This window comes from Embleya sp. NPDC025285, from assembly GCF_055558835.1.
In genome coordinates, this window is the sequence record NZ_JBVHLU010000009.1 from 13,163 (window position 1) to 25,365 (window position 12,203).

Genomic DNA, 12,203 nt, shown 5'->3' on the forward strand with positions numbered 1-12,203 from the left:
TGGCCTCCGGCGTCGTGCTCGCCAACGAGGGCGGCGGCGGGCTGCACTCCGTCGCGGCGAGTGGCGCGTTCTCGGCGCTGTGGCTGGTCGTCGGCCTGCCGCTGTTGGGCGCGCTGCTGCTGCTCGTCGGCGGCAAGCGCACCAACGCCTTCGGCCACATCCTCGCCACCGCCTTGGCCCTCGGGTCGTTCGTGGTCGGCGCGCTCATGTTCGTGACCATGCTCGGCAAGGACGACGCGGACCGCTCCGTCGACCAGCACCTGTGGACCTGGGCGCCGGTCAACGAGTTCCAGGCCGACATCGGCCTGCACCTGGACCAACTGTCCATGGTGTTCGTGCTGTTGATCACCGGTGTGGGCTCGCTGATCCACATCTACTCGATCGGCTACATGGCGCACGACGAGAACCGTCGACGCTTCTTCGCCTATCTGAACCTGTTCGTCGCCGCGATGCTGCTGCTGGTGCTGGCGAACAACTACCTTCTGCTGTACGTCGGTTGGGAGGGTGTGGGTCTTGCCTCCTACCTGCTGATCGGTTTCTGGCAGCACAAGCCCAGCGCCGCGACCGCCGCCAAGAAGGCGTTCATCATGAACCGCGTCGGCGACTTCGGTCTGGCCGTCGCGATCTTCCTGATGTTCACCACGTTCGGCAGCTTCGACTTCGCCGACGTGCTCGGCGGCAGTGCGAGCGCGAGCGACGGCACGATGACCGCGATCGGCCTGATGCTGCTGCTCGCCGCGTGCGGCAAGTCGGCGCAGTTCCCGCTCCAGGCCTGGCTCGGCGACGCGATGGAGGGCCCGACCCCGGTCTCCGCGCTGATCCACGCGGCGACCATGGTCACCGCCGGCGTGTACCTGATCACGCGGTCGGCGGAGATCTTCAACGCCTCGCCGGACGCCCAGCTCGCGGTCACCATCGTGGGCGCGATCACCGTGCTGTTCGGGGCGATCGTGGGTTGCGCCAAGGACGACATCAAGAAGGCGCTGGCCGCCTCGACGATGAGCCAGATCGGCTACATGATCCTGGCCGCGGGCCTGGGTCCGATCGGCTACGCCTTCGCGATCATGCACCTGGTCACGCACGGCTTCTTCAAGGCCGGGTTGTTCCTGGGCGCGGGTTCGGTCATGCACGGCATGAACGACGAGGTCGACATGCGCCGCTACGGCGGCCTGCGCAAGTACATGCCGATCACCTTCGCCACCTTCGGCCTGGGCTACCTGTCGATCATCGGCTTCCCACTGCTGTCCGGGTTCTTCACCAAGGACAAGATCATCGAGGCGGCGTTCGCCAAGGGCGGCACCTCCGGCTGGATCCTGGGCGCGGTCACCCTGCTCGCCGCCGGCCTCACCGCGTTCTACATGACGCGCGTGATGCTGATGACCTTCTTCGGCAAGGAACGCTGGAAGGAGGCGCCCGTCGGCGCCCCGGCGGACTGGCACGAGCCGCACCCGCACGAGTCGCCGACCTCGATGACCGGCCCGATGATCCTGCTCGCGTTCGGATCGGTGTTCGCCGGTGGCCTGTTCGTGCTCAACGACTCGTTCGTGAAGTGGCTGACGCCGGTCACCGGCTTCTCGCACGGCGACCTGCCGATGAGCGAGTGGGCGGTCACCGGTATGGCGCTCGCGATGGTCGCGCTCGGCTCGGCGGTGGCCTACGTGCAGTACGCCCGCCGGGACGTGCCCGCCGTGGCGCCGGCCGCGAGCCTGGTCACCGTGGCCGCTCGTCGGGACCTGTACCAGGACGCGGTCAACGAGGGCCTGGTGATGCGGCCCGGTCAGTACCTGACCCGCCTGCTCGTGTGGTTCGACAACCGCGGCGTGGACGGATTCGTGGGCGGACTCGCGGCGTTCTTCGGCGGCACCTCGGCGCGTGTGCGCAAGGTGCAGACCGGCTTCGTCCGCTCGTACGCGCTGTCCATGTTCGGCGGCACGCTGCTGGTCGTGGCCTGCACGCTGATGGCTCGGATGGCCTGAACATGACCATCCGGACACGACCCCAGATCGCCCACACCGTAGGCGCCTCGGCGGAGGGACTTCGATGAACGGCCACTTTCCCTGGCTGACGACGCTGGCGGCGCTGCCGTTCGTCGGTGGCCTGTGCGTCGCCGCCGTTCCGGCCGGCAAGCGCAAGCTCGCCAAGAACGTGGCGCTGCTGTTCAGCCTGCTCACACTGGCCGTCGCGATCGCGGTGGCGACCAGGTTCGACAACGACGGCGGCCGTTTCCAGATCACCGAGAGCTACAGCTGGATCTCCTCGTTCGGGGTGCGCTGGTCGCTGGGTGTGGACGGGATCGGCCTGGTGCTGATCCTGCTCACCGCGGTGCTGATGCCGCTGCTGATCCTGGCCTCCTGGCACGACGCGGACCAGGCGCCGGTGAACGCCGACGGCTCGGCCGGCACCGGCAAGCCCGCGCCGCGCAGCACGCACGCGTTCTTCGCGCTGATGTTGCTGGTCGAGGCCATGGTCGTGGTGTCCTTCGCGGCCACCGACGTGTTCATGTTCTACGTCTTCTTCGAAGCCATGCTGATCCCGATGTACTTCCTGATCGGCGGCTACGGCGGCGCGCAACGCTCGTACGCGGCGGTCAAGTTCCTGCTCTACAACCTGCTCGGCGGACTGGTCATGCTGGCCGCCGTGGTCGGGCTGTACGTGGCGACCGCGAACCAGGGCATCGGGATCGACGGCAACGGCACGTTCGACTTCGTGAAGATCTCGCAGGCGGTGGCCACCGGTCAGCTCGACATCGATCCGACCGCGGAGAAGGCGCTGTTCCTGGGCTTCATGTTCGCGTTCGCGGTCAAGGCCCCGCTGTGGCCGTTCCACACCTGGCTGCCGGACACCATGACCGAGGCCACACCCGGCATCGCGGTGCTGGTCACCGCGATGGTGGACAAGGTCGGCACGTTCGCGATGTTGCGGTTCTGCCTGGAGATCTTCCCGGACGCGTCGAAGTACTTCGCCCCCGTGATCGTCACGCTCGCGGTGATCGGGATCATCTACGGCGCGCTGCTGGCGGTCGGCCAGACCGACATCAAGCGGCTGATCGCGTACACGTCCATCTCGCACTTCGGCTTCATCATCCTGGGCATCTTCGTGATGACCAGTCAGGGTCAGTCGGGCGCGACGTTGTACATGGTCAACCACGGCTTCTCCACCGCGGCCCTGCTGCTGATCGCGGGCTTCCTGATCACCCGCCGCGGCAGCAAGACGATCGCCGACTTCGGCGGCGTGCAGAAGGTCGCCCCCATTCTCGCGGGTACGTTCCTGGTGGCCGGACTCGCGACCCTCTCGATGCCGGGACTCGCCCCGTTCGTGAGCGAATTCCTGGTGTTGGTGGGCGCGTTCGCGAAGTACAAGGTGGCCGCGATCTTCGCCACCACCGGCATCGTGCTCGCCGCCCTGTACGTGCTGGTGTTGTACCAACGCACGATGACCGGCCCACTGCGGCCGGGCAATGAGAAGCTCCGCGACCTGGTGCCGCGTGAACTGGCGGTCGTGGTACCGCTGATCGCGTTCCTGCTCGTGCTCGGCGTCTATCCCAAGCCGGTGCTCGACGCGGTGAACCCGGCCGTGGACCACACGCTCAGCCGGGTGGAGCAGAAGGACCCGGCGCCCACCAAGCCCATCGAACAGGCCGCGGGCACCGAGGCGCACACCACTGGAGGCTCCAAGTGAGCATGAGCACCGCCGCTACGGCAACGCTCGCCGCGACGAAGGTGGACGCGCCCACCGTCGAGTACGGCAAGCTCTCGCCGATCCTGATCATCGCGGGCGTCGCCGTGGTCGGCGTGCTGATCGAGGCGTTCCTGCCCCGACCGGCCCGCTACCGCGCGCAGCTCACCGTGGCCCTGGTCGGCATGATCGGCGCCTTCGGCGCGGTCGTCTGGCTCGCCCGGGACCTCCCGGACGACCACCGGGGCAGCATCACCGCGATGGGCGCGGTCGCCGTGGACGGCCCGTCGCTGTTCCTGCAGGGCACGCTGCTGCTGATCGGCATCGCCTCGGTGCTGCTGATCGGCGAGCGCAGGCTGGAACCGGCCGGCGGCGACGCGTTCGCCCCGCAGGCCGCGGCGGCGCCGGGCAGTCAGCAGGAGAAGGACGCGACGGCGGCCGGGTGGACGCAGACCGAGGTCTTCCCGCTGACCATGTTCTCGCTGGTGGGCATGCTGCTCTTCCCGGCGGCGAACGACCTGCTGATGATGTTCGTGGCGCTCGAGGTGTTGTCGCTGCCGCTCTACCTGCTGTGCGGGCTGGCCCGGCGCAACCGGCTGCTCTCCCAGGAGGCGGCGCTCAAGTACTTCCTGCTCGGCGCGTTCTCCTCGGCGTTCTTCCTGTTCGGCGTGGCGATGTTGTACGGCTACTCGGGCAGTGTCTCGCTGGACAGGATCGGCGTGGCCTCGGCGGGCGCGATGGACAACGACGCGCTGCTGCTGATCGGGCTCGCGATGGTGGCGGTCGGCCTGCTGTTCAAGGTCGGCGCCGTGCCGTTCCACTCCTGGACGCCGGACGTGTACCAGGGCGCGCCGACCCCGATCACCGGGTTCATGGCGGCGGCCACCAAGGTCGCCGCGTTCGGCGCGATGATGCGGTTCTTCTACGTCGCGCTGCCGGGCATGCGCTGGGACTGGCGGCCGGTGATGATCGGCGTCGCGATCCTGACCATGGTCGCCGGCGCGATCATCGCGATCACCCAGACCGACGTGAAGCGACTGCTGGCCTACTCGTCGATCGCCCACGCGGGTTTCATTCTGACCGGAATGATCGCGATGAACGACGCGGGCGTGTCGTCCACGATGTTCTACCTTGTGGCCTATGGGTTCGTCACTCTGGGTGCCTTCGCGGTGGTCACACTGGTACGCGACGCCCGCGGCGAGGCGACCCATCTGTCCCACTGGGCGGGTCTGGGCAGGCGCTCCCCGCTGGTCGCAGGAGTGTTCGCTCTGTTCCTGCTCGCCTTCGCCGGAATCCCGCTGACCAGCGGTTTCTCCGGAAAGTTCGCGGTCTTCCAGGCGGCGGCGCAAGGGGGTGCGGGCAGCCTCGTGGTGGTCGGTGTGCTGTGCAGCGCGATCGCCGCGTTCTTCTACGTGCGGGTGATCGTGTTGATGTTCTTCTCGGAGCCCAAGGTCGACGGTCCGACGGTTGTCGTACCCAGCGTGATGACCACCGCTGCCATCGCGCTCGGGGTAGCCGTTACCGTGGTCCTTGGCATCCTCCCGCAGCCGGTACTGGACCTCGCGGACAAGGCAGCCTTGTTCGTCCATTGAGCACGACGCAGAGACTCTGCGTGATCGACAGGAGAGAACCGTCATGGCGATCGTGGGGCCCTTCGGGCTGAGCGTCACGGACGAGACTCTCGACGCCGATATCAGGGCGGGGATGGCCGCCGTGGAGCAGGAGCTCCTGGCGGCCACCAAGAGCGAGTTCCCCTACCTGACGCAGACCTCGCGGCACCTGGTGGAGGCGGGCGGCAAGCGGTTCCGGCCTCTGCTGGTGCTGCTCGCCGCCCAGTTCGGCGACTGGCAGGCCCCGGGCGTGGTGCCCGCGGCGGTGGTGTGCGAACTGACCCATCTGGCCACGCTGTACCACGACGACGTGATGGACGAGGCTCCGCTGCGGCGCGGCGCGCCCAGCGCGAACTCCCGGTGGGACAACTCGGTCGCGATCCTGACCGGCGACTTCCTGTTCGCCCGAGCCTCGGAGATCGTCGCCGACCTGGGCAACGAGGCGGTCCGGATCCAGGCGCGGGCGTTCGCCCGACTGGTCACCGGCCAGATCCGCGAGACGGTCGGACCGGGCCCCGGCGACGACCCGGTCGAGCACTACCTGTCGGTGATGGCGGACAAGACCGGCTCGCTGATCGCGGCCTCGGGCCAGTTCGGCGCGATGTTCGCGGGCGCGGACGAGCACGTGGTGGACATCCTGACCCGCTACGGCGAGCGGTTCGGCGTCGCGTTCCAACTGGCCGACGACGTGCTCGACATCGCCAGCGAGGCGACCGAGTCCGGCAAGACACCGGGCACCGACCTGCGCGAGGGTGTGCCGACGTTGCCGGTGCTGCACCTGCGGGCGGGCGTGGCCGGGTCGTCGCCGGCGGCCGACCGGCACCTGCTGAACCTCCTGGACGGGCCGATCACCGACGACGACGAGCACGCCGAGGCGCTCGCGCTGTTGCGCGCGCACCCGGCACTCGCCAAGGCCCGCGAGGACACTCGGCGTTATGCCGAAGCGGCTCGGGAGGTCCTGGCGCCGCTGCCGGAGTGCAGCGCGAAGCGGGCGTTGTCCTCGTTGTGCGAGTTGGTCGTGGAGCGCAGCGCGTAGTTTTCGATGCCGGCCCGCCCACCCGTGACGTCGGGTGGGCGGGCCGCGGTCTACCGCGGGAGTGCTCGCCGGCTGCTCCCTCGGGAGTAGCGCGGGAGGTGGTGCGTCACCATCAAGTCCCGTGCTCGGGTGCGGCGCACGTCTTGAGGGTGACGTTTTGCGGTGACGTGAGGCCGACGCCGAGTGCCCGGTCCCGATGATCCCCTTGTGGTGTCGCATTCGACACTCGAATCAGGGGGCAATCTCCATGACCCGCACCACCCGCCGATCCGTTCCGTGGCGCTTCGCGGTGCCGGCCGCGATCGCGGCGGCGACCGTGGGCGCCGTGACGTTCGGCCCCGCCGCGTTCGCCGACGACTCGCATCCGGGGCTACCGGACCAGACCGCCGATCAACTCGTCGCCAAGGTCGCCGCCGCCCGGGCCGACGCGCTGACCGGCACCGTCCGCATCGACACCGACCTGGGCCTGCCCGCCCTGCCCGGCAAGGCCGGCGGCGGCCCACAGGCGCTGCTGTCCGGCACCAACAAGCTCCAGGTGGCCGTGGACGGCCCGGACCGACAGCGGATCGGCATCATGTCCGATCTGGCCGAGTACAACGTCATCCACAACGGCCGGGACGTGTGGACCTACGACAGCCGTGCGCACGCGGCCACCCACGGCACGATCGACACGAGCCGGCCGGACGTGGCCTCGCTGCTGCCGGTCACGCCGCAGGACGCGGCCGGGCAACTGCTCGACCTGGTCGGCCCGAGCACCGACGTCCGGGCCGACGGCACCGCCCGGGTCGCCGGGCACGACGTCTACAAGCTCCGCTTCGCGCCCAAGGCCCAGGGCAGCCTGATCGCCGCGGCGACGGTGTTCGTGGACGCGAGGACCGGGGTGCCGCTGCGGGTGACGGTCGACACCGTCAAGGGCGGCAAGCCCGCGATCGACATCGGCTTCGAGAAGGTCTCCTACGACAAGCCGGCGGCCGACACGTTCGACTTCAAGCCGCCGGCCGGGGCGCGGGTCAAGGAGGTGCCGACGAACGAGGCGATGCCCGAGCCGCCCGCCGCGCCGAACCCGCCCACCGCTCCCACCGGGGAGCAGCCGAAGCAGAACCCGGGTCTGTTCGGCGACGGGTGGGCCACCGTGGTCGAGTTGCCCGCCGGCGGGGAGGCCGAGGACGCCACCCGGCTGTTGGGCAAGCTGGGCAAGCCGGTTCCGGGCGGGACGCTGATCGACACCCGGCTGCTGAACGTGTTGAGCACCGACTCGGGCCGGATCTTCGCCGGCGCGGTCGACGCGGACACGCTCCAGCGGATCGCGGCACAGCGATGAGCGCGTCCACGGCGGTCGGCGCCGCGGCGATCCGTACCGAGGGGCTGTCCAAGCGCTACGGCCGGGACCGGCTCGCCGTGGACGGACTCGACCTGACCGTGCCGGCCGGTTCCGTCTTCGGGTTCCTCGGGCCCAACGGTTCCGGCAAGACCACGACCATCCGGATGTTGCTCGGCCTGATCCGGCCGACCGGCGGTTCGGTCACCCTGCTCGACGGCCCCATGCCCGGGGCCGTCGGGCAGGTCCTGCCCAGGGTCGGCGCGCTGATCGAAGGCCCGGCCCACTACGGCTTCCTGACGGGTCGGCAGAACCTGGAGCGGCTGGACGCCGCGGACCCCACGTCGGATCCGCGCACCCGCGCCGCCCGGGTGGACGAGGCACTGGCCAAGGTCGGGCTGACGGCGGTGGCCGGGCGCAAGGCGCGGGCGTACTCGCTGGGCATGAAGCAGCGGCTCGGCATCGCCTCCGCGCTGTTGCGACCGCGCGACCTGCTGGTGCTGGACGAGCCGACCAACGGCCTGGACCCGCAGGGGATGCGCGAGATCCGGGCGCTGATCCGCGCCTTGGCCGCGGACGGCACGACGGTGTTCCTGTCCTCGCATCTGCTGGACGAGATCGAGCAGGTGTGCACGGACGTGGCGGTGATGAGCCACGGCAGGCTGATCACCCAGGGCACGGTGGAATCGCTGCGCGCGGGCACCCGGGCCCGCCTGGTGGTCACGACTCCCGACGCGGAGGCGGCGGTCGTGGTGCTGACCAGGCTCGGCGCGAGCGACATCGTCACCACCTCGGACGGTGTCGAGGCCGACCCCGCTCCCCTGGAGCCCGACGAGGTCTGTGCGGCGCTGGTGCGCGCCGACGTCCGGGTCCGTTCGTTCACCCTCGCGCGGCCGTCCCTGGAGGACGCGTTCGTCGCCCTGACCGGAGAAGGCTTCGATGTCACCGACTGACGCACTGCCCAAGACGGGCGTCCTGTCGCCCGCGTTCCGGTACTCGACGGGCACCGAGACGTTCGGGTCCGAGCGACTGCCGCGGCTGCGCGGGCTGATGCGCAGCGAACTGCGCCTGGTCTTCCTGCGCCCGCGCACGGCCGCGATGCTGGGCTTCCTGGCCTTCGTGCCGGTCATGCTCGGGGTCGCGTTGCGCTACTTCCACGACGGGGGTTCCTCGGGCGGTGGCGGCGGGGGAATGGACTTCGTGAACCAGGTCACCGGCAACGGGCTGTTCCTGGTCTTCGCGTCGCTGGCCGCCGCGCTGCCGTTCTTCCTGCCGATGACGGTCGGCGTGGTGGCGGGGGACTCGATCGCGGGCGAGGCGCACGCCGGGACGCTGCGCTATCTGCTGGTCGCGCCGGCCGGCCGGACCCGGTTGTTGCTGGTGAAGTTCGCCGGCGTGCTGGCCTTCTGCCTGGCCGCCACGCTCACGGTGGCGCTGTCCGCGCTGGTGGTGGGCGCCGCGCTGTTCCCGATGGGCGATGTGCCGCTGTTGACCGGGGACACCATCTCGATGGCCGAGGCGTCCTGGCGCGCGTTGTTGATCGCGCTGTGCGTCGCGGCCTCGCTGGTCGGCCTCGCGGCGATCGGGCTGTTCGTGTCGACGCTGACCACGGTGCCGGTCGCGGCGATGGCCACCACGGTGGGCGTGGTCATCGTGACCGCGATCCTCACCGGGATCCCGCAACTGTCGGGTATCCACCCGTGGTTGTTCACCGACGGCTGGATGAGCTTCGGCGACCTGCTGCGCGACCCGATCCCCACCGACGAGATCCTGCGCAACCTGGGCGTCCAGACGGCCTACACGGCCATCTTCGGCGCGGCGGCCTGGGCCCGGATGACCGAACGCGACATCACCACGTGAGCGCGGGCGGGTCGGCCGGTGGTCCGGGTGGGCGACTCGTCCGGGTGAATGTCCGGTTGGCGCGGGTGTCCCGGGTGCATGTACGGCCCCATGAGGATGCGCGCGGCGATCGCGATGGTGTCCGCGGCCGCGGCCGCGGTGTTCGGGACGGTGCCCGCGGCGGCGCGGTCGGCGGACACACCGCCGGAGACCTACTCGTACCTGGTGCTGACCCGGCCCGACGGCGCGGCGGGCGCGGCGCTCGCCGAGGCGGCGGTGCGGCGGGCCGGGGGCACGGTGGTGCAGGCGTACGGGCGGATCGGGGTGGTGGTGGCGCACGGCGGGCCGGGATTCGCGGCGGCGGTGCGCGGGCGGCCCGGGGTGGCGCGGGTCGGCGCGACGCGCACGGTGCCGGTGCGGGCGGCGGAGCGGACCGGCGCGCCGGCCGCGGATCCGGCCGAGGCGGCCCAGTGGAACCTGGCGATGGTGCACGCGTACGAGGCGCAGCGGATCACCGAGGGGGTTCCCGACGTCGTGGTCGCGGTGGCCGACACGGGCGTGGACGATCGGCATCCGGATCTGGCGCCGAACTTCGACGCCGCGTTGTCCGCGGACTGTTCGACGGGCCGGCCGATCCAGGCGGACGCGGCGTGGCGGGCCCCGCGCTCGGATCACGGCACACACGTGGCCGGCACCATCGCGGCGGCCCGCAACGGCACGGGCGTGGTCGGCGTGGCGCCCGGGGTGCGGATCGCGGCGTTGCGGATCGGTGACGCGGACGCGATGTTCCACGGCGAGGCGAGCGTGTGCGGGTTCGTCTGGCTCGCCGAGCACGCGGACCGGGGGCTGCGGATCGCCAACCACAGCTACTACAACGACCCGTGGTGGCTGCTGTGTCCGGACGACGAGGACCAGGCGGTGATCCACGAGGCGGTACGCCGGGCGGCGGCGTACGCGGCCGATCGGGGCGTGCTGTCGATCGCGGCGGCGGGCAACGCCGACTACGACCTCGCGCACAAGACGGTGGATCCGTACAGCCCCGACGACGCGGCCGAACGGCCCGTGAGGCCGCGGCCGGTGACCGACGCGTGCCGGATGTTGCCGGCCGAACTCCCGGGTGTGGTCACGGTCGCGGCGGTCGGTGCGGACGGGCGCCGGGCCGGCTACTCGAACACGGGCCTGGGTGTGGTGGACCTGGCCGGCCCGGGCGGCGGCGGGGCGGGCGGCGAGGGCGTGTTGTCGACGGCGCGCGAGGGCGGTTGGGCGCACAAGGCGGGCACGTCGATGGCGGCGCCGGCGGTGAGCGGGGTGGCCGCGCTGATCGCCTCGGCGCATCCCGCGTGGGGGCCGGCCGCGATCACCGCCCGGTTGTACGCGACGGCGACCCGACTGCCGTGCGCGGCGCCGTGCACAGCGTCCGGCGACATCGACTCGTTCCACGGCCACGGCCTGGTGGACGCGCTCCACGCGGTGCGCCCGGGGAAGTGAGCCGGTCGCGCACGGCACCGGGGGCGTGCGCCGACCACGGGCGCGCGGAGCGGGTCACCCGACACCTCGGCCCGCGCCGAAACACCCGCGTGTCGGCGTGCCCGGGCCGGCAGGGTGGTGCCGTGAGTGCTCGCTTCCGCAGTTATCGCTATGTCGGGCCGGCGGACATCCGCGCCGAGGTGGTGCGTGGCTCGGGCGGGGGCCGGCCGATCCGCTCGGCCGGCGAGTTGGCGGCCTGGCTCGGGGCGCAGGAGCGCGGCGACCTGGCCGAGCCCTTCACGTACGTGGTCGCGCTCGACGGGGTGCTGCGGCTCGCCCCGCGTCGCAGCGAGCACGTGGCCTGTGCGGGCGGCGGACGGGTGCTCGGCGCCGGAGAGATCGCCTTCGGGGTCGAGGACGGGGCGTGGGCGGTGGTCGGGATCGGCAACCAGTCGTCCGGCTATTGCCCGGAACCGGATTCGTGGCCGGCGGTCGCCGCGGCCCTCGCGCGCATCGGTGTGGCCCGTCCGGACGCTTTCACCGACGTGTTCGTGTTCCGCCGGTGTCCGGATTGCGGTGAGCGCGCGGTGGTCAAGGAGGACGATTTCGTCTGCGCCTGCTGTGCCGCCGAGTTGCCGCGGGACTGGAACTTCGAGTGAACGCGCAGGTCGGCGGGGCCGGCTGACAGCCGGGGCCGGCGCTGACAGCGGGCTGTCGGGGCGGTCAGTGGTTTGTGCGGGGGCTGCCGGCGGTGAAGCGGATGCTCTTGCACATGGACACCACGGGCAACACCACCGCCAAGGCACCCGGAGTGATCGGCTCCTTCGTCCGCTTCGTCGTCTTCGGCGGCGGTGTCGGCCTCGCGAGCAGCGCGACGCTGGTCCTGCTCTCCGGCCGCGTGCCGTTCGCCGCCGCCAACGCGCTGGTGACCGTCGGCTCGACGTTGATCGCCACCGAACTGCACAGCCGGTTCACCTTCGGCCAGGACAAGCCCGGCAAGAGCGACCACATCAAGGCGGCGCTGACCGTCCTGGTCTGCTACCTGTTCACCACCGCCGCGATGCTCGTCCTGCGCGCGATCGAGCCGAACGCCGGTGTGCTGGTCGAGCAGTCGGTGTACCTGTCCGCGTCGGGCCTGGCCGGCGTCGGCCGGTTCGCCTTCATGCGCCTGGTGATCTTCGCGAAGAAGGGCCCGAAGGCCACGCAGCGGGTGCTGGCCCGCGAAGCGGTGGTCCCGGCGGCCTGACCGGGCCCGACC

General features: G+C 71.0%; 10 protein-coding genes. All 10 read left to right on the forward strand.

The features are described 5' to 3' along the window. Positions 1–41: 41 nt before the first annotated feature. The 10 genes from nuoL (at position 42) to ACZ4FV_RS07985 (ending at position 12,191) form a co-directional block, all read left to right on the forward strand. Positions 42–1,976 (forward strand): NADH-quinone oxidoreductase subunit L, encoded by a 1,935-nt coding sequence (gene nuoL / locus ACZ4FV_RS07940; protein WP_395871834.1) that lies wholly within the window; start codon positions 42–44, stop codon positions 1,974–1,976. Between the two features lie 64 nt (positions 1,977–2,040). After that, a complete protein-coding gene (locus tag ACZ4FV_RS07945) occupies positions 2,041–3,678 on the forward strand; it encodes an NADH-quinone oxidoreductase subunit M (protein WP_395871808.1) in 1,638 nt (545 codons plus the stop codon). 2 nt (positions 3,679–3,680) lie between these two features. After that, entirely contained in the window at positions 3,681–5,267 is a 1,587-nt protein-coding gene (gene nuoN, locus ACZ4FV_RS07950) for an NADH-quinone oxidoreductase subunit NuoN (protein WP_395871806.1), read from the forward strand. Positions 5,268–5,310: 43 nt separating this feature from the next. Further along, complete coding sequence (locus tag ACZ4FV_RS07955; RefSeq protein ID WP_395871804.1) at positions 5,311–6,321, forward strand: polyprenyl synthetase family protein; 1,011 nt, start codon at positions 5,311–5,313, stop codon at positions 6,319–6,321. A 247-nt stretch (positions 6,322–6,568) separates the two neighbouring features. Continuing rightward, positions 6,569–7,642 carry a LolA family protein gene (locus tag ACZ4FV_RS07960; RefSeq protein ID WP_395871802.1) on the forward strand — a complete coding sequence of 358 codons (1,074 nt, stop codon included), beginning with the start codon at positions 6,569–6,571 and terminating at the stop codon, positions 7,640–7,642. Continuing rightward, entirely contained in the window at positions 7,639–8,592 is a 954-nt protein-coding gene (locus ACZ4FV_RS07965; protein ID WP_395871800.1) for an ABC transporter ATP-binding protein, read from the forward strand. The genes ACZ4FV_RS07960 and ACZ4FV_RS07965 overlap by 4 nt, the downstream gene beginning before the upstream one ends. Further along, on the forward strand, positions 8,579–9,499 hold the full coding sequence (locus ACZ4FV_RS07970) for an ABC transporter permease (protein WP_395871799.1): 921 nt from the start codon (positions 8,579–8,581) through the stop codon (positions 9,497–9,499). The genes ACZ4FV_RS07965 and ACZ4FV_RS07970 overlap by 14 nt, the downstream gene beginning before the upstream one ends. Before the next feature lie 78 nt (positions 9,500–9,577). Beyond that, positions 9,578–10,966: a S8 family serine peptidase gene (locus ACZ4FV_RS07975; protein WP_402240443.1), complete on the forward strand. Its 1,389-nt coding sequence runs from the start codon at positions 9,578–9,580 to the stop codon at positions 10,964–10,966. Positions 10,967–11,088: 122 nt separating this feature from the next. Further along, on the forward strand, positions 11,089–11,604 hold the full coding sequence (locus ACZ4FV_RS07980) for a hypothetical protein (RefSeq protein ID WP_402240446.1): 516 nt from the start codon (positions 11,089–11,091) through the stop codon (positions 11,602–11,604). 113 nt (positions 11,605–11,717) lie between these two features. After that, positions 11,718–12,191: a GtrA domain-containing protein gene (locus ACZ4FV_RS07985; protein WP_465322165.1), complete on the forward strand. Its 474-nt coding sequence runs from the start codon at positions 11,718–11,720 to the stop codon at positions 12,189–12,191. The last annotated feature ends 12 nt before the right edge of the window (positions 12,192–12,203 follow it).